Below are 16,561 nucleotides of genomic sequence, written 5' to 3'. Positions count from 1 at the left end.
TACTGTCCTGCCGACCCGAGTCGTCGAGGCAAGGACGTGCCGTTGTACACCGTGTGAGACCCCCCGAGAGCTGATCTGTCGCGCGTCGCGCATGTGCGCCGCGCTCCTTTTTGCTGCGGACTTCTCACTGGAACCGGTGTACTCCTGTGCTCAATTGCTGGGTGGTCATGCCCACCTGCCTGCCGACCGTTCTCCGCCGTTGCCCCGCGTGCGCGGGTGAGCGCTTCCGGCCGAACGGAAAGTTTCGCGTCAACGCACACCACAAGCTCCTCGACGCCTGGCTCCTCGTGCTCTGCGCCGCGTGCGGGGACACGGCGAAGGTCACGATCCTGGAGCGGATGAACGTGCGCTCCGTACGACCTGATCTCCTTGACCGGATGCACGCCAACGACCCCGGTCTGGCAGCCGAGTTGCTCCAGGACCCGGTGGTGCGGCGCCGCAATCGCATCGCCCTCGACTGGGCGGGCGCCTGGTGCCTCGACACCGGCGGATCGGATCACCTGGACCGCGAGGTGATGAACGTGTCGGTCCGCTTCGCGGCGCGGATTCCTGTCCGGCCGGTGCGGCTCATCGCTGACGGTTGCGGCCTTTCGCGGGCCGAGGTCGAGCGACTGATCGCCGAGGGGAAGCTCGTCTCGGCGGTCCGGCTGAGCGGCAAGCTCTCCGACGACTTCACCTTCACCCTCAAACGCTGAGCCGCCCCCGGGCAGGGGCCTGCGGGGCAACTCTTACCGGCCGGGCCCCTGCTGGGGGTAACGCCCTTGCTCGGCAACGAAGTTCGCCCTTGCGCGTGCCGAGGCCGAGGCCCGTTCGGTGCGTGGTCCCGCGTTCACGGCGCCCCGCGGCCACTCACCGCACCGCGTCCCGCGCAGTCGCCGCCCTTTCCCGCCCACCCGCCCCCGCCCAGCCCGGGTGAACGCCCCAGGCTTCGCACCGCAGTTCGTCCTTGCACGTGCCGTGAGTCGAGGCTGAGGCCCTCGGTGTGCAGGCCCGCGCTCGACTCACCCCGCAGGCCGCTCGCTGCGCGAGCGGTGGTTGCCGCGTTGGGTCACTCACCGCGCCGCGTCCCGCGCGGCCGCTGCCCTTTCCCGCCCACCCGCCCCCGCCCAGCCCGGGTGAACGCCCCAGGCTTCGCACCGCGGTGCGCTGGCATGCGGGCCGTGCCGAGTCGGCACGGCCCGGCACGGCTTAAGCGTCGAAGTCGTACTCGAGGATGTACGCGGACGAGTCCAGGACCATGTCGTTGACCTCGACCGCGTGGCCGTCCTCGGCGAAGGCCGTGCGGCAGATGAGGGTGACCGGTGTTCCCGGCGTGAGGGCGAGCAAGGTGGTTTCCTCCGCGCTCGGCATGCGGGAGCGGATCTCCTCGCGGAAGCGGACCGGCTTGTGGCCGATCTCGTCGAGGCGGGCGTAGATGCCGCCGGGGCCGGTGTCCGGCTGCGTGATCGCTGTTCCGGCGACGATGTCGGCATCCAGATACGAGGTGGCCAGCAGGACAGGGCGGCCGTCCAGGAGGTACTTACGGCGTCGTACGCAAGTGGCCGACCCCTCCGCGAGGTTGAGCACGCGCGCGACGCCTTCCGGTGCACTCTCCTCGGTGACCGAGACCGAGTCGACCGTCAGCTCACGGTCTTCGGTGTCGGCCGACCACACGGACCGCCCCTCGCCCCATCGGCCGGCGGCGAGGCGCTGTGTGCCGTGACGTCGGATGGGCCTGAAGTCGCGGACGAAGACTCCCGCGCCCTTCCGGGCCTCGACCAGGCCCTCCGACCGGAGAACGGAGAGCGCCTGCCTGGCGGTCATGCGCGCGACGACGTAGGTGGCCATCAGGTCGTTCTCGCCGGGCAGCCTGTCTCCCGGCCCGTACTCACCTGCTGTGATCGCGGCCTTCAGCTCGTCGGCGATGCGTTGGTACTTGGGCTGTCGGCCAGCGCCCTGGCTATTCATGGACAGTCCTTCCTGATCATCTCTAGACATCGTAGGCGCCTCCCTCGCCGCCGCAGCTGCGGCCCCCGTCGCTACGGACCGTGATGCGCCAGAAAATATCTCTAGAGATGTCTTGACGTCGGTGTTCCTGCTGGGCTTCTCTATCTCTCTAGAGATGTTCTCTTCAGTGGGAGGGCCCTGTGGTCACCACGGACGTCGTCGAAGTCGCCTGGCAACTTCCCCGCACACCCCGCAGTGCGAGCCGTGCTCGGGCCTTACTGCGCGAGCAACTTACAGAGTGGAAGGTCGACGGCGAAGTGGCCGACACCGCCCAGCTGTTGCTCTCCGAACTGGTCACCAACTCCATCCGGCACGGGCGCGTCCCACCCGGTCGTGAGATCGGTGTACGCCTCGCCCGCTACGAGGGGCGGGTGCGCGTCGAGGTCGCCGACGCGAGCAACGCCCTGCCCGAGCCTCGGCAGGCGGGACTTGACGAGGAAGACGGGCGCGGCCTCGCACTCGTCATCGCCCTGGCCGACCGGTGGGGCTGCTGTCCGCGCCGGCACGGCATCGGGAAGGCGACCTGGGCGGAACTGGTTCTGCCGGTGCGCGCTGTGGGAGGTTCCGAGTGACTCCCTTCGCGCGGCATGTCCTCGCCCGGCTGCGAGCGGTATTGGTATGCATCCGGCCGTCGCAGCCGGACCGCTCTACCGCAGTCGTGCCGCCCACGCGGCGGCGGACCCTGGCCGTCCAAGCCTGGGAGCCACCCTTCATGCCAGGCCGGCCGCGGTACCGGAAGAGGGAGTGGGACGCTCCCGTCATCGACAGTACGAGTCCACTCGTGCGGCCCTATCTGGTCGCGTACGAACAGCGGTCGCGGCGAAGGGAGTTGGCGCTCGCCCTGCTGGGACAGGATGGGCCCGGTCCGTACGTGCTCCATGGGGTGGAGCTGCCCTGACTGGGCGGGAAGGGCCGCCGCTGCGTGTGGGCCTTGGGGCCTTGGGGCCGGGGGAAGCGTCCCTGCGGTGAGCCTTGCTTGGTGGTCATGTGCTCGTGGCGGGGCCGTGTGGACCGCTGCGGCCTGTCACTACGTCCAGTCCCGGCCCGAGCGGCCCCTCTTCGTCTCCGAGCGGGCCTTCTTCTGGCGGAGGCGGCGTTCGTTGATGCCACGCGGGATCTTGGTCGCGCGGCGGGGGCGGGGAGGGGGTGCCGTGGCCTCGGCCAGGAGGGAGGCCAGGCGGGTCGCCGCCATTTCGCGGTTGCGCCACTGGGAGCGGTGCTCGGACGCGCGTACCGCGATCACGCCGCCCACCATGCGGGGGGCGAGCCGCTCCAGGGCGCGGGCCTTCCAGACCTCCGGCAGCACCTCTGTCTTCGCGAGGTCGAACCGCAACTCCACCTGCGAGTCAGAGGTGTTGACGTGCTGCCCGCCGGGGCCCGAGGAGCGCGAGAAACGCCACATGAGCTCGGCCTCCGGCAGGGAGACCGAGCCGCGGATGACGTAGGGCCCAGGCATGGCTCTATGATCGCGCCTCCTCGGCCCCACGTCACCCGGATTTACGAGGAGGGACGCTCCTCCCAGGCCCAGGCCCAGGCCCAGGCCCAGGCCCAGGCCCAGGCCCAGGCCGCGTACCCGAGCCACCGCCCCGCCCCGCAGGGCGCGCACCCCCAGATCGCCCGCCCCGCAGGGTGCGCACCCCGAGACCGCCCCGCCCCGCAGGGCCCCGCTCAAGCCAGGGGCACGCCAGGGTCAGGCCAGGATCACGCTGCGCGTCAGGTTCCGCGGCCGGTCCGGGTCCTGGCCGCGGGACTCCGCCAGAGCCACCGCGAGACGCTGGGCGCGGATCAAGTCGGCCAGGGGGTCGGCCTCCTGGCGGGCGACGAGGTGGCCGCCGACCCGGTCGACATCCGCGGCGAGCCCCTCCGGCAGTACGCCGAACATCCAGGCCACCCGGCCGGGGCCGGTGATCGAGATCGGGCCGTGGCGGTACTCCATCGCGGGGTAGGACTCCGTCCACGCGCCCGCGGCCTCCCGCATCTTCAGGGCCGCTTCGAGCGCGAGCCCGTACGTCCAGCCGCGGCCGAGGAACGTCCACTGCTCCGCCCCGAGCACCGCCTCCGGCAGCGGCTCCGTCACCGCGAGTTCCGCGTCCACGGCGGCCTCCGGCACGGACTTCAGACCGGGCAGTACGGCCGACAGGTCGCCGAGGCCCGCCCGCAGGAACGCGAGCGCGGTCGTCGCGAAGCGGGTCTGGACCACCGACTCCTCGTCCGCGAAGTCGAGTACGGCCACCGCGTCGGCGGCCTCCATCACGGGGGTCTTCGGGTCGGCGGTGAGCGCCACCGTGGGCACGTTGCCGCGCAGCGCGCCGAGGAGGTCGAGGACCTCCGTCGTCGTACCGGAGCGGGTGATCGCCACCACGCGGTCGTACGTACGGCCCGCCGGGAACTCCGAGGAGGCGAAGGCGTCCGTCTCGCCCTGCCCGGCGGCCTCGCGCAGCGCGGCGTAGGCGATGGCCATGAACCACGACGTGCCGCAGCCGGTGACGGCGACCCGCTCGCCCGGTCGCGGCAGCCCGTCGAAGCCGGCGGCGGCCTCGGCGGCCAGGCGCCAGCAGCGGGGCTGGGTGGCTATCTCTGCTGCGGTACGTGACATGCGCGGCGGCTCCTCGAGCGGGGAGAGGCAAGGGCAGGTGCAGGTCGTGCAGGTCGTGCAGGTCGTACGGGTCCTACGTGCAGTGCTTAGCAGTCGCGCCCCGGGCCGGGCAACGGCGGCCCCTCGTTGCCGAAGTGATATGTGAGTGGTGTAGACCTTGTGTGAGAACGCGGGGGAAACTCGCCGTTCACACTTCAGATCGTCTACGGGGGACGTCTGGGACATCTCTGAACACTTGGCACATGGCACACACAAGGGTGGGAACGGCTGTGCAGCGGCGCATAACTGGTCTGACGGCGGCGGGCGCCGCACTCGGCATGACGGCGGTCCTCGCGGGCTGCGGGGCCGGCGGCGGCTCCGGTGACGTGACCCTGAAGATGGTCGCGGCCGACTACGGCGACAGCTCCGCCAACAGCAGCCAGAAGTACTGGGACAAGCTGGCCGGGGAGTTCGAGAAGAAGAACCCGGGCATCAAGGTCGACGTCGACGTCTACTCCTGGAGCGATGTCGACGCCAAGGTCGCCGACATGGTCAAGAAGGGCCAGGCCCCGGACATCGCGCAGATCGGCGCGTACGCCGGCTACGCCGCGCAGGGCAAGCTCTACAGCGCCGACGACCTGCTCTCCATCCCCGTACAGGCCGACTTCCTGCCCTCGCTCACCGAGGCGGGCGAGGTCCGCAGGACGCAGTACGGCATGCCGTTCGCGTCCTCGACCCGGCTGCTCTTCTACAACAAGGAGCTCTTCGAGAAGGCCGGCATCACCGGCACCCCGCAGAGCTGGGGCGAGCTCGCCCAGGACGCCGAACTCCTCAAGGAGCAGGGCGTGAAGTATCCGTTCGCACTGCCCCTCGGCCGTGAGGAAGCCCCGGCCGAGACCCTGATGTGGCTGCTCAGCGGCGGCGACGGCTACACCGACAACGTCGGTACGTACACCCTCGACTCCGACCAGAACATCGACACCTTCACCTGGCTGAAGGACGACCTCGTCGGCAAGGGCCTCACCGGTCCGACCGCGCCCGGCGATCTCAACCGGCAGGAGGCCTTCAACGCGTTCTCGCGCGGCGAGGTCGGCATGCTCAACGGCCATCCGACGCTGATGAAGCAGGCCGCCAAGAAGGGCGTGAAGTACGGCATGGTGCCGCTGCCGGGCGTCAACGGCAACGCCAAGGCCACCATGGGCGTCGCCGACTGGATGATGGGCTTCAAGCAGAACGGCCACCGCGAACAGATCGGCAAGTTCCTCGACTTCGTCTACAGCGAGAAGAACGTCCTGGACTTCTCCGAGCGCTACGACATCCTGCCGGTCACCTCGACCGCGTCCGACGCCATGGCCGACGACCCCGCGTACAAGCATCTGCGGGAGTTCCTCGAAGAGCTGCCGACCTCGCAGCTGTACCCCGTCGGCAAGACCTCATGGGCGCAGGTGAGCGCGTCCATCAAGCAGGACATCGGCAAGGCGGTCGCACCGCACGGCAACCCGGCGTCGATCCTCAAGGAGCTGCAGAACAAGGCGGCTTCCGCGGAGGCGGCGGAGTAGCCGAGCGGCACTGTCAGTGGCCGTGGCTAGGGTTTCCGTATGACCTCCGAGCCGCCTCCCGACGCACCCTCCGGCCTCTCCGACCGCGACCGTGCCGTCCTCGCCGTGGAGCGGCGCGGCTGGCCCAGCGCCGGAGTGAAGGAGCGTGCGATCAGGGAGCGGCTCGGGATCTCCCCACCCCGCTATTACCAGCTCCTGAACGCCCTGCTCGACGACCCGAGAGCCCTGGCCCACGACCCGGTGACGGTCAACCGGCTGCGGCGGATCCGGGACGCGCGCAGGAACCGCCGCTGAGCGCTCCGCGGGGTGAGTCCGTACGCCCGGGGTGCGCCCCCGGACTCGCTGGATAGGGTCACCCCCATGGGCAGCCACCCGCATACGCGCAAGCCTGACCTGCCGACCCCGGCGACCACTGCGGGCCGCGAGGGCCTCACCGCTCTCCTCGCCCGCCCCGAACGCGCCCTCGTGGCCCTCGACTTCGACGGCACGCTCGCCGAGATCGTGCCCGACCCGGAGCAGGCCAGGGCGCACCCGGACGCGGTCGCGGCACTGGCCGCCCTCGCCCCCCGGGTCGCCTCCGTGGCCGTGATCACCGGCCGCCCCGCGGGCGTGGCCGTTCGCTACGGCGGCTTCGCGGGCGTGGACGGCCTGCAGCACCTGGTGGTGCTCGGGCACTACGGCGCGGAGCGCTGGGACGCCGTCTCCGGCACGGTCCAGGCTCCGGAGCCACCCCCGGGAGTGGCCGCCGCCCGGGCCGAACTGCCCGGATTCCTGGACGCGTTGGGGGCCTGGCACGGCACGTGGATCGAGGAGAAGGGGCGGGCGGTGGCGGTCCACACCCGCCGCGCGGACGACCCGCAGGCCCTCTTCGACACCTTGCGCACCCCGCTCGCGGAGCTGGCCGCGCGGCATGGGCTGATCACCGAGCCGGGCCGCTATGTGGTCGAGCTGCGCCCGCCCGGCATGGACAAGGGCGTCGCCCTGGCGTCGTACGTACGCGAAGTGGGCGCGGAGTCCGTGCTGTACGCCGGGGACGACCTGGGCGATCTGCCCGCCTTCGCGGCGGTGGAGAAGCTGCGGTCGGACGGGGTGCCGGGGCTTTTGGTGTGCAGCGGCAGCACGGAGGTACCGGAGCTCGCGGAGCGGGGCGACCTGGTGGTGCCGGGGCCGGGCGGCGTGGTCGCGCTGCTCGCGGCTCTCGCGGCCCAGTAGCCGCGCCCCTGCTCTCGGTTGACGAGTGCCCTCAGTCGTCGAGTGCGCGCAGCTGTTCCAGGAACCACTGCTCCGGCGGCAGCGCCGTGGCCGCTGCCGCCAGGCGCTTCGTGCGTTCGGCGCGTTCGTCCTGCGGCATGCACAGGGCGGTGTGCAGCGCCGCCGCCGTGCCCGTCACGTCGTACGGGTTCACCACCACCGCGTCCTCGCCCAGCTCCTCGTACGCCCCGGCCTCCCGTGAGAGCACGAGTGCGCAGCCCTCGTCGGAGACGACCGGCACTTCCTTGGCGACCAGGTTCATGCCGTCGCGGATGGGGTTGACGAGGGCGACGTCCGCGAGCCGGTAGGCGGCGAGCGAGCGGGCGAAGTCATCCTTGACGTGCAGGATCACCGGGGTCCAACCCGGCGTGCCGAACGTGGAGTTGATGTCGTCGGCGACCCGTGCGACCTCGGCTGTGTAGTCGCGGTACACCGCGAGATCCTGCCGCGAGGGGTAGGCGAACGCGATGTGCACGACGCGCTCGCGCCACTCGGGGCGGTCCTCCAGGAGCTGCCGGTAGGCGTGCAGGCCGCGCACGATGTTCTTGGACAGTTCGGTGCGGTCCACCCGCACGACCGTGCGCCGCTCCGGCCCGCCGATCTGCTCGCGCAGGGCCGCCATCCGCTCGTCCACGTCGTCCCTGTGTGCCCGCTCCCGCAGGAAGTCCGCGTCGGCCCCGAGGCCGTGCACCCCGATCCGGGTGCCGCCGGTGCCGCCGACGACGGCGGCGCAGCAGGCCTCGAACGCGTCCGCCCACCGCCGGGTCAGGAAGCCGAGCCGGTCCGCGCCGAGCATGCCGTGCAGGAGCTGCTCGGCGATGTCGTCGGGCAGCATCCGGAAGTAGTCGACCGGTGCCCACGGCGTGTGCGAGAAGTGCCCGATGCGCAGGTCGTCGCGCAGGGCGCGCAGCATCCCGGGCACCAGGGCCAGGTGGTAGTCCTGCACGAGCACCGCCGCGCCGGGCGCAGCCTCGGCCGCGAGTGCCTCGGCGAAGGCCCGGTTGTAGTTCTCGTACGCGGCCCACTGGCGCCGGAACTCCGTGCCGAAGACCGGCTCCAGGGGCGTCTGGTACAGCAGGTGGTGCACAAACCACAGGACGGAGTTGGCGATGCCGTTGTACGCGTCGGCGTGCACGGCGGCGTCGATGTCGAGCATCCGCACACCCGGCTCGGCGACGCCGCGGCGCACTGCCTCGCGGTCGTCGTCGGAGAGGGCCGAGCACACCCAGAGGGCGCCCGCGTCGGGGCCGATCGCGGAGAGCCCGGAGACGAGTCCGCCGCCGCCCCGCTTGGTGTCGAAGGTGCCGTCCTCGCGTGCGGAGTACGACACGGGGCCTCGGTTGGACGCGACGAGAATCGGTGCAGCCATGACGCCAACTTAGCCAAGCCCGGAAACGCTCAAACGTACGGCCGGGCTCACATGAGCCCGGCCGCACGGTGAGGGGGGAAGGGGGGAGGGGTGAGTGCCCCTTCGCCCGGAGGTGGGATCAGTCCCGGTCGCGTCCTCGCGCCGCTGCCAGGGCGAGCGCTCCGAGGCCGCACAGGACGACGGCGAGGCCGCCGTAGAGCAGCGTCGGCGAGTCGGTGCCGGTCTCCGCGAGCTGCGGAGCGGACTGGCCGGAGTGCCCGGCGGGAGCCGGCCGGCCCTGGACCCGTGAGCTGGTGATGACCGAGGTGCAGGGGTCGGTGCCGCCGCCGGCGCGGGTGTCCATCGCCGGGCAGCTGGTCTTCGGCACCCGCGCGGTCACAGTGATCACGGTGACGTCACCGGGGGTGCAGGAGGCCTTGACCTTCTGGGTGATGGTGACCTTGCCGCCTGCGGGAACATCGCCCTTCCAGACGTAGACCGAGCCCTTCTTGGTGACGGTGCCGCCGCTGGCGACGGGGGCGGAGCCGGCCCGGACGGGCCAGTCGATGACGGCGTCCTTGCGGGTGTGGGTCGAGGTGTTCTTGATGACGATGGTGTTGGTCGTCGAGGCGCACGGCGGCACCACCGGCGGGGTGGCGGTGTTGACGATGGTGAGGAACGCCTGCTGCGGCGGCGCCGGCGGCGACCCGACCACCGGTGTGGTGCCGCAGGCCGGGTCGGTGCTGTCCGCCTCGCAGTTGGAGCGCGGGGACTCGACGTCGACGTTGTTCTTCAGCTTGCCGTCACCGCTGACGGGGTCGTTGACCGTCACCGAGTAGGTGACGGTCGCGGTCTGCCCGGCGGGGATGTCGCCCTGGTAGCTCACCTTCGGTTCGCTGTAGGAGACATCGCCGATGGTCGCCTTCGCGTCGTTGTTGTACGTCGCGTCGTCGAGGTTGTCGGTGAGGTCGTCGCTGAACTTGGCGCTGGGATACGGCAGTCGGCTGATGTTCTTCGCCTTCACCGTGTACGTGAGGGTGCCGCCGGGCTCCACGGTCTTGGGCGAGGCCGTCTTGGTGACCTCCAGGTCGGGCACCGGCACCGAGAAGGCCAGGGCCGACGGCACATACGTATCGCCCTTGGTGCGGAACGTCAGCTTCGCGGAGGTCGCGCCCTGCGGGATGGTTCCCGCGGGGATGTCGACGGTCTCCGCGTCGATACTGAAGTTGTTGTTGTCGCAAGGGTCGAGACAGCCCTCGGCGTGACTGTTGAAGAAGTTGTTCGTCGAGCCCTCGTTGTTGGCGATATTGGTGCCGTTCACCAGGAACTGGTCACCGGCCACATTCGCGTCGCCCTCGTAGGCGGTGGTGCTGGCGCGCAGCTTGCCGCTGCCGGTGCGGTAGAAGCCGTCGACCGTGATGGTGGTGTCCGGGTCCTTGGACTGCTGCACCACGTGGCCGCCGTAGATGTAGACGTTGCGGCGGTCGGGCGCGTACTGCGCGTTGGGGGCGTCGTACTTGTAGACGACGGTCAGCGACCAGCCGCCGACGCAGCCCTTGCCGGTGGGCGCCCACACGTTGCCGACGGAGACCGGCACGTCGGTGCCTGAGGCCATCGACTGGAACTGGGAGGTGACGTCGGCCTCGGCCGTGTAGTAGTGCGGGCCGCCGACCGCGGCGGGTGTCTTCACGGCGTTCTCGATGCCCACCTGGGACTCGGCGCCGCCGTTGACCTTGAGGACCGGCTTGGTGGTGAGCGGGTCGCCGGCCGGAGAGGTGGCCACGCCCGCGGTGTCGCAGCGCTTGATCTGGTTGCGGCCGAGCTTGTACGTGCCGTCGTTGCCGCCCCAGAAGAGCCGGGCGTACGCGATCTTCGAACCCGGCGGGATCTGCACCTTGCCCGTGCTGGAGTTCAGCACGGTCTGGCTGAACCCGGCCGTGTCCAGGTACTGCATGTCGAACTGGTTGTTGTTCTCGTTGCTCGTCCCGGCCTGCGCGGAGCGGCAGCGGGCCGCGACGTCGGCCGGGGTGTTCGGGCAGTCGAGGACGGCGTTGCCGATGGTCTTGAAGTCGCCGTACAGGGCTTCGTCGTAGCGCTTGGCGAAGGGCTCGACGACCACGGCCGCGGCGGGGGCCGCGGCACCGACCAGTGAGGTGGCGGCAGCGGCGGCGGCGACCAGCGCCCCGACGAGCCGGGTCACTGCCCGGCGCCGCGAATTAGGCTTTCCATGTCTAACCCACATAAGTGGGAAATTTAGGCAATAACCATGATCGCGATCGGTTACGCCACGCGTCGTTCCGTGTACTCCGCGATATTGGCCATCGGCGGCCGCTCCTCGGTGTCCACCTCGTGAGTGCGCGGCTCGAAGCCCTGTTCCCCCCGCTCGAACTGGGTCAGACGCGGGCGGACGAGATGGCCGCGGGCGAGCCGCAGCTGTGCCGTGCGGTAGATGGCCGCCGCCATCCGGCCGAGGGCCCGGCCGTCCTGGTGGCGGTGCTTGCGGACCCCGACGTCGACCTGGGCGAGCGCGTCGAGGCCCACGGTGTGCAGCGCGTCGACCAGGAGGCCGAGCTCCACGCCGTACCCGACCGGGAAGGGGAGCTGTTCGAGCAGGGAGCGCCTGGCCGCGTACTCGCCGCCCAACGGCTGCACGAAGCCCGCCAGTTGGGGCCAGTGCAGATTGAGCAGCGGCCGCGCCACCAGCTCGGTGACCCGGCCGCCCTGGCCGGCCGTCTCACCCAGTGGACGGTCGTACATCGCCTTCACGAACTGCAGGTCCGGGTCGGTGAGCAGCGGCCCCACGATCCCGGAGACGAAGTCCGCGGAGAACTCCCTGAGGTCGGCGTCGACGAAGCACACGATGTCGCCGGCGGTCACCAGGAGCGACCGCCAGAGCACCTCGCCCTTGCCGGGCAGCGCCGGCAGCCGCGGAAGTATCGCGTCCCGGTGCACCACCCGCGCCCCGGCCGCGGCGGCCACCTCGGCCGTACGGTCGGTGGAGCCCGAGTCGACCACCACGAGCTCATCGACCAGGGCCGCCCCGGGAGCCATCAGCTCACGGCGGATCACCGTCACGATCTCGCCCACCGTGGCCTCCTCGTCGAGCGCGGGCAGCACCACGCTGACCGTGCTGCCGGACTTCGCCTTCGCGGCGAGAAGCTGGTCCAGCGGGCGGTCGGTCACGGACCAGGAGCGCCTGGTCAGCCAGCACTCCACCTCTTCGAGCACGTCCCGGATCCCCTCACATGGGCGGTGGATGTGATCCATCTCGCGGTTCGGACGACTATCTCAACTGTCACTGCCGTCGGTTACAGTCTTGAACAACGCGCATGGCCGCCGCATGTCGGGGTCACCGCGCGACAAACACCCGGCAGGTACCGGGTCATACCGCTCATCCAGAGGGGCAGAGGGATACGGCCCGTTGAAGCCCCGGCAACCCTCCAGTCAGCCTTCGCTCCGCATGCACGCGAGGCCACTGACTAGGGAAGGTGCCAAATCCGTCTCATGGCGAGATGCGTCATGAGGAAGATGAGGAGAAAGGGCCTCGCCTCCATGGCTGTACAGACGGTTGAAACCACCACCACTCCCGGCACGTCCGTCGATCTGGGTCCCGCCTCCGGCCTCTCCTGCCGCGAATGCGGTGAGCGCTTCCCGCTCGGACCGATCTTCGCCTGCGAGCTGTGTTTCGGGCCGCTCGAAGTCGCCTACGACCTCCCGGTCGGCGACCCCGAGGCGCTCCGCGAGAAGATCGAGGCCGGTCCCGACAACATCTGGCGGTACGCACCGCTGCTGCCCGTCCCCGCGGACGTGGCGTCCAAGCCCAATCTGAACCCGGGCTGGACCAAGCTGGTCAAGGCCGACAACCTCGCGCGTGAACTCGGCGTCACCGGCGGCCTGTTCATCAAGGACGACTCGGGCAACCCGACGCATTCCTTCAAGGACCGCGTCGTCGCCCAGGCCCTGGAGGCCGCCCGCGCCTTCGGCTTCACCACCCTCTCCTGCTCCTCCACCGGCAACCTCGCGGGTGCCGTCGGCGCCGCCGCCGCCCGCGCCGGCTTCCGCTCCTGTGTGTTCATCCCGCACGACCTGGAGCAGGGCAAGGTCGTCATGGCCGCGGTCTACGGCGGCGAGCTCGTCGGCATCGAGGGCAACTACGACGATGTGAACCGCTTCTGCTCCGAGCTCATCGGCGACCCCCTCGGCGAGGGCTGGGGCTTCGTCAATGTGAACCTCCGGCCGTACTACGGCGAGGGCTCCAAGACCCTCGCGTACGAGATCTGCGAGCAGCTGGGCTGGGTCCTGCCCGACCAGCTCGTCATCCCGATCGCGTCCGGCTCGCAGCTCACGAAGATCGACAAGGGGCTGCAGGAGCTGATCAAGCTCGGGCTGGTCGAGGACAAGCCGTACAAGATCTTCGGCGCCCAGGCCGAGGGCTGCTCCCCGGTGTCGACGGCCTTCAAGGCCGGCCACGACGTCGTACGCCCGCAGAAGCCGGACACCATCGCCAAGTCGCTCGCCATCGGCAACCCGGCCGACGGTCCCTACGTCCTGGACATCGCCCGTCGCACGGGCGGTGCGGTCGAGGACGTGAACGACGAGCAGGTCGTGGACGCGATCAAGCTGCTGGCCCGGACCGAGGGGATCTTCGCGGAGACCGCGGGGGGTGTGACCGTCGGTGTCACGAAGAAGCTGGTCGAGAGCGGTCAGCTGGATCCGTCGCTGACCACGGTCGTCCTCAACACCGGTGACGGCCTGAAGACCCTCGACGCCGTCGCGGAGACCTCGCAGGCCACGGCCACCATCAAGCCTTCGCTTGACGCGTTCCGCGCCGCCGGTCTGGCCTGAATTCCCTTAGCTTCCCGACCCCGCCCTTCCCGTAACCGGGGTGCTCCGCCCCCGGACCCAGAGGTGAACCCCATGAGCGTCAACGTCCGCATCCCCACCATCCTGCGCACCTACACCGGCGGTCAGGCCGAGGTCGCCGCCGAGGGCGGCACCCTCGGCGAGGTCATCGCGGACCTGGAGAAGAACCACACCGGTATCGCCGCCCGCGTCCTCGACGACCAGGGCAAGCTGCGCCGGTTCGTGAACGTGTACGTGAACGACGACGACGTCCGTTTCGAGCAGGGTCTTGAGACGGCGACTCCGGACGGTGCCGGCGTCTCGATCATTCCGGCCGTCGCGGGCGGCTGCTGACCGTTTACCGAGCGTTTATCGCCGACGGCGAATACATACGCAGCGTTACCGGAATTGCCCTCTCCGCCCGAGAAGCGGAGGGGGCAATTCTGCTTGGTTGAGCGCGATACAGTTGGGAAAGCTGTTCCGCTTTTGGCTTCGCGTGTGCCGGGTGCATATGAGAACTCCCCGGTTTGCCGACAACTTGTAGCCAAAGAACTCACGCTATTTGCACGGTTTGTTCGCTTTGCCTGGCCCGAGTTGGGCCGTCTTACGGTGAATCCTCCGTATATAACCGATCGGTCGTGCCCAGAATTCTCGTCCGATTGACCTGTTGCAGACGGCAGTTGGACAGATACATTCAGCGGCGGTCGACGCGTTCCGGCGCACACCCCCACCTGTCGGGGGGTGAGGTCTGACCCGGATCCGCGAAGTGCGGATCTGTGCAAGGGCCAGTAATAGGGGAGTTAGGCATGGCTCAGGGCACCGTCAAGTGGTTCAACGCGGAGAAGGGGTACGGCTTCATCGCGGTCGACGGTGGTGCGGATGTATTCGTCCACTACAGCGCGATTCAGATGGACGGCTACCGCACCCTGGAAGAGGGCCAGCGGGTCGAGTTCGAGATCTCGCAGGGCCAGAAGGGGCCGCAGGCGGACATGGTCCGCGTGACTGCCTGATCGCGCCGACGCGACTGACTGCAGCGACGTGAAGGAGGACCCGCACCCCTCGGGGTGCGGGTCCTTCTGTGTCTCCGGTGTGTGTCCGGAACGCTGTGAGCTGCACTTTCGTGGGACTCGCTTGCACTCGACCAGGGCGAGTGCTAATCATTGGCGTTAGCACTCTGAAGGTGAGAGTGACAGGCTGTCACTCTTCACAACGTGGGCTGGGTCAGTGAGGCCCGCAGGCCGGGTGGGGCAAGGAACCACAAGGACTGCAGGCCGTCCGTCGCGGGCGCTGGCGCGGTCCGGAGCATTCCACCCCTGTCCGGGAGGACCACTTCACATGGCCAAGATCATCGCGTTCGACGAGGAGGCACGGCGCGGCCTCGAGCGCGGCATGAACCAGCTCGCCGACGCCGTCAAGGTGACCCTGGGCCCCAAGGGTCGCAACGTCGTCCTCGAGAAGAAGTGGGGCGCCCCCACGATCACCAACGATGGTGTTTCCATCGCCAAGGAGATCGAGCTCGAGGACCCGTACGAGAAGATCGGCGCCGAGCTGGTCAAGGAAGTCGCCAAGAAGACGGACGACGTCGCCGGTGACGGTACGACCACGGCCACCGTTCTCGCCCAGGCGCTCGTCAAGGAGGGCCTGCGCAACGTCGCCGCGGGTGCCAACCCGATGGCCCTGAAGCGCGGTATCGAGAAGGCCGTCGAGGCCGTCTCCGCCGCCCTGCTCGACCAGGCCAAGGAGGTCGAGACCAAGGAGCAGATCGCCTCCACCGCCTCCATCTCCGCCGCCGACGCCCAGATCGGCGAGCTCATCGCCGAGGCCATGGACAAGGTCGGCAAGGAAGGCGTCATCACCGTCGAGGAGTCCCAGACCTTCGGTCTGGAGCTGGAGCTCACCGAGGGTATGCGCTTCGACAAGGGCTACATCTCGGCGTACTTCGCCACCGACATGGAGCGTATGGAGGCCTCGCTCGAGGACCCGTACATCCTGATCGCCAACTCCAAGATCGGCAACGTCAAGGACCTGCTGCCGCTCCTGGAGAAGGTCATGCAGTCCGGCAAGCCGCTGCTGATCATCGCCGAGGACGTCGAGGGCGAGGCCCTGTCCACGCTGGTCGTCAACAAGATCCGTGGCACCTTCAAGTCCGTCGCCGTCAAGGCCCCGGGCTTCGGTGACCGCCGCAAGGCGATGCTGAACGACATCGCCATCCTCACCGGCGGCGAGGTCATCTCCGAGGAGGTCGGCCTCAAGCTCGAGAACGCCACGATCGACCTGCTCGGCCGCGCCCGCAAGGTCGTCATCACCAAGGACGAGACCACCATCGTCGACGGTGCCGGCGACAGCGACCAGGTCAACGGCCGCGTGAACCAGATCCGCGCCGAGATCGAGCAGTCCGACTCGGACTACGACCGCGAGAAGCTCCAGGAGCGCCTCGCGAAGCTGGCCGGCGGCGTGGCCGTCATCAAGGCCGGTGCCGCGACCGAGGTCGAGCTCAAGGAGCGCAAGCACCGCATCGAGGACGCCGTTCGCAACGCGAAGGCGGCCGTCGAGGAGGGCATCGTCGCCGGCGGTGGCGTGGCCCTGCTGCAGGCCTCCTCGGTCTTCGAGAAGCTGGAGCTCGAGGGTGACGAGGCGACCGGCGCCAACGCCGTGAAGCTCGCGCTCGAGGCCCCGCTGAAGCAGATCGCCGTCAACGGCGGTCTCGAGGGCGGCGTCGTCGTGGAGAAGGTGCGCAACCTGACCGTCGGTCACGGTCTGAACGCCGCCACCGGCGAGTACGTCGACATGATCGCCGAAGGCATCATCGACCCGGCGAAGGTGACCCGCTCTGCCCTGCAGAACGCGTCCTCCATCGCCGCGCTGTTCCTCACCACCGAGGCCGTCATCGCCGACAAGCCGGAGAAGGCCGCTGCCGCGGGCGCTCCGGGCGGCATGCCGGGCGGTGACATGGACTTCTGAGCCCCGGCTCGGTAGTTCGCAGTACCCGCAGCACCCGCG

Annotated in this window: 15 protein-coding genes and 1 riboswitch; of the genes, 9 read left to right on the top strand and 6 right to left on the bottom strand. The window is 69.6% G+C overall.

From position 1 onward, the window contains the following. The first annotated feature begins 167 nt into the window (after positions 1–167). Positions 168–695, top strand: a complete 528-nt coding sequence (locus ACFQVC_RS19575) for a DUF1062 domain-containing protein (protein ID WP_381831786.1) — start codon at positions 168–170, stop codon at positions 693–695. 493 nt (positions 696–1,188) lie between these two features. Here the strand turns inward: ACFQVC_RS19575 and ACFQVC_RS19570 are convergent, their stop codons facing one another. After that, the gene (locus ACFQVC_RS19570; protein WP_381831760.1) at positions 1,189–1,947 is read right to left on the bottom strand and encodes a GntR family transcriptional regulator; all 759 of its coding nucleotides are present in this window, start codon (positions 1,945–1,947) and stop codon (positions 1,189–1,191) included. Positions 1,948–2,126: 179 nt separating this feature from the next. Between ACFQVC_RS19570 and ACFQVC_RS19565 the strand changes: the two genes are divergently transcribed. Next, positions 2,127–2,558 carry an ATP-binding protein gene (locus ACFQVC_RS19565; RefSeq protein ID WP_381831759.1) on the top strand — a complete coding sequence of 144 codons (432 nt, stop codon included), beginning with the start codon at positions 2,127–2,129 and terminating at the stop codon, positions 2,556–2,558. A gap of 455 nt (positions 2,559–3,013) precedes the next feature. On the opposite strand, the gene arfB is transcribed toward ACFQVC_RS19565, so the two are convergent. Both arfB and ACFQVC_RS19555 read right to left on the bottom strand, forming a co-directional pair. Continuing rightward, on the bottom strand, positions 3,014–3,442 hold the full coding sequence (gene arfB, locus ACFQVC_RS19560) for an alternative ribosome rescue aminoacyl-tRNA hydrolase ArfB (protein ID WP_381831758.1): 429 nt from the start codon (positions 3,440–3,442) through the stop codon (positions 3,014–3,016). 234 nt (positions 3,443–3,676) lie between these two features. After that, a complete protein-coding gene (locus ACFQVC_RS19555) occupies positions 3,677–4,582 on the bottom strand; it encodes an SIS domain-containing protein (RefSeq protein ID WP_381831757.1) in 906 nt (301 codons plus the stop codon). A 242-nt stretch (positions 4,583–4,824) separates the two neighbouring features. On the opposite strand from ACFQVC_RS19555, the gene ACFQVC_RS19550 reads away from it, so the two are divergent. The 3 genes from ACFQVC_RS19550 to otsB all read left to right on the top strand — a co-directional run bounded on the left by ACFQVC_RS19550 (position 4,825) and on the right by otsB (position 7,332). After that, the gene (locus ACFQVC_RS19550) at positions 4,825–6,120 is read left to right on the top strand and encodes an ABC transporter substrate-binding protein (protein WP_381831756.1); all 1,296 of its coding nucleotides are present in this window, start codon (positions 4,825–4,827) and stop codon (positions 6,118–6,120) included. 39 nt (positions 6,121–6,159) lie between these two features. Next, a complete protein-coding gene (locus tag ACFQVC_RS19545) occupies positions 6,160–6,414 on the top strand; it encodes a DUF3263 domain-containing protein (protein ID WP_381831755.1) in 255 nt (84 codons plus the stop codon). A gap of 66 nt (positions 6,415–6,480) precedes the next feature. Further along, positions 6,481–7,332 (top strand): trehalose-phosphatase, encoded by an 852-nt coding sequence (otsB, locus tag ACFQVC_RS19540; protein ID WP_381831754.1) that lies wholly within the window; start codon positions 6,481–6,483, stop codon positions 7,330–7,332. Between the two features lie 31 nt (positions 7,333–7,363). On the opposite strand, the gene ACFQVC_RS19535 is transcribed toward otsB, so the two are convergent. From ACFQVC_RS19535 to ACFQVC_RS19525, 3 genes are all read right to left on the bottom strand, one after another. Then, entirely contained in the window at positions 7,364–8,740 is a 1,377-nt protein-coding gene (locus ACFQVC_RS19535) for an alpha,alpha-trehalose-phosphate synthase (UDP-forming) (protein ID WP_381831753.1), read from the bottom strand. 118 nt (positions 8,741–8,858) lie between these two features. Next, the gene (locus ACFQVC_RS19530) at positions 8,859–10,919 is read right to left on the bottom strand and encodes a DUF7927 domain-containing protein (RefSeq protein ID WP_381831752.1); all 2,061 of its coding nucleotides are present in this window, start codon (positions 10,917–10,919) and stop codon (positions 8,859–8,861) included. Between the two features lie 80 nt (positions 10,920–10,999). Continuing rightward, on the bottom strand, positions 11,000–11,947 hold the full coding sequence (locus ACFQVC_RS19525; protein WP_381831751.1) for a glucosyl-3-phosphoglycerate synthase: 948 nt from the start codon (positions 11,945–11,947) through the stop codon (positions 11,000–11,002). 160 nt (positions 11,948–12,107) lie between these two features. Continuing rightward, positions 12,108–12,254, top strand: a riboswitch (SAM riboswitch). Here ACFQVC_RS19525 and thrC point away from each other — a divergent pair. From thrC to groL, 4 genes are all read left to right on the top strand, one after another. Further along, positions 12,239–13,564 (top strand): threonine synthase, encoded by a 1,326-nt coding sequence (gene thrC, locus ACFQVC_RS19520; protein WP_381831750.1) that lies wholly within the window; start codon positions 12,239–12,241, stop codon positions 13,562–13,564. It overlaps the preceding riboswitch by 16 nt. 72 nt (positions 13,565–13,636) lie before the next feature. Then, the gene (locus ACFQVC_RS19515) at positions 13,637–13,915 is read left to right on the top strand and encodes a MoaD/ThiS family protein (protein WP_381482486.1); all 279 of its coding nucleotides are present in this window, start codon (positions 13,637–13,639) and stop codon (positions 13,913–13,915) included. A 452-nt stretch (positions 13,916–14,367) separates the two neighbouring features. After that, positions 14,368–14,571 carry a cold-shock protein gene (locus ACFQVC_RS19510; RefSeq protein WP_004986573.1) on the top strand — a complete coding sequence of 68 codons (204 nt, stop codon included), beginning with the start codon at positions 14,368–14,370 and terminating at the stop codon, positions 14,569–14,571. 325 nt (positions 14,572–14,896) lie between these two features. Then, positions 14,897–16,522 (top strand): chaperonin GroEL, encoded by a 1,626-nt coding sequence (gene groL, locus ACFQVC_RS19505; RefSeq protein ID WP_381831749.1) that lies wholly within the window; start codon positions 14,897–14,899, stop codon positions 16,520–16,522. The last annotated feature ends 39 nt before the right edge of the window (positions 16,523–16,561 follow it).

The sequence above is a fragment of the Streptomyces monticola genome (genome assembly GCF_042665355.1).
Lineage (GTDB): Bacteria > Actinomycetota > Actinomycetes > Streptomycetales > Streptomycetaceae > Streptomyces > Streptomyces monticola.
The sequence above is the reverse complement of the archived record's forward strand: the minus strand, read 5'-3'. Positions and strand labels throughout refer to the sequence as shown.

What these genes read in the sequence shown, in the direction of transcription:
- ACFQVC_RS19575 (WP_381831786.1), top strand. Translation starts at nt 168, where the DNA reads ATGCCCACCTGCCTGCCGACCGTTCTCCGCCGTTGCCCCGCGTGCGCG.
- ACFQVC_RS19570 (WP_381831760.1), bottom strand. Translation starts at nt 1,947, where the DNA reads ATGAATAGCCAGGGCGCTGGCCGACAGCCCAAGTACCAACGCATCGCC.
- arfB (WP_381831758.1), bottom strand. Translation starts at nt 3,442, where the DNA reads ATGCCTGGGCCCTACGTCATCCGCGGCTCGGTCTCCCTGCCGGAGGCC.
- ACFQVC_RS19555 (WP_381831757.1), bottom strand. Translation starts at nt 4,582, where the DNA reads ATGTCACGTACCGCAGCAGAGATAGCCACCCAGCCCCGCTGCTGGCGC.
- ACFQVC_RS19550 (WP_381831756.1), top strand. Translation starts at nt 4,825, where the DNA reads ATGGCACACACAAGGGTGGGAACGGCTGTGCAGCGGCGCATAACTGGT.
- ACFQVC_RS19545 (WP_381831755.1), top strand. Translation starts at nt 6,160, where the DNA reads ATGACCTCCGAGCCGCCTCCCGACGCACCCTCCGGCCTCTCCGACCGC.
- otsB (WP_381831754.1), top strand. Translation starts at nt 6,481, where the DNA reads ATGGGCAGCCACCCGCATACGCGCAAGCCTGACCTGCCGACCCCGGCG.
- ACFQVC_RS19535 (WP_381831753.1), bottom strand. Translation starts at nt 8,740, where the DNA reads ATGGCTGCACCGATTCTCGTCGCGTCCAACCGAGGCCCCGTGTCGTAC.
- thrC (WP_381831750.1), top strand. Translation starts at nt 12,239, where the DNA reads ATGAGGAAGATGAGGAGAAAGGGCCTCGCCTCCATGGCTGTACAGACG.
- ACFQVC_RS19515 (WP_381482486.1), top strand. Translation starts at nt 13,637, where the DNA reads ATGAGCGTCAACGTCCGCATCCCCACCATCCTGCGCACCTACACCGGC.
- ACFQVC_RS19510 (WP_004986573.1), top strand. Translation starts at nt 14,368, where the DNA reads ATGGCTCAGGGCACCGTCAAGTGGTTCAACGCGGAGAAGGGGTACGGC.
- groL (WP_381831749.1), top strand. Translation starts at nt 14,897, where the DNA reads ATGGCCAAGATCATCGCGTTCGACGAGGAGGCACGGCGCGGCCTCGAG.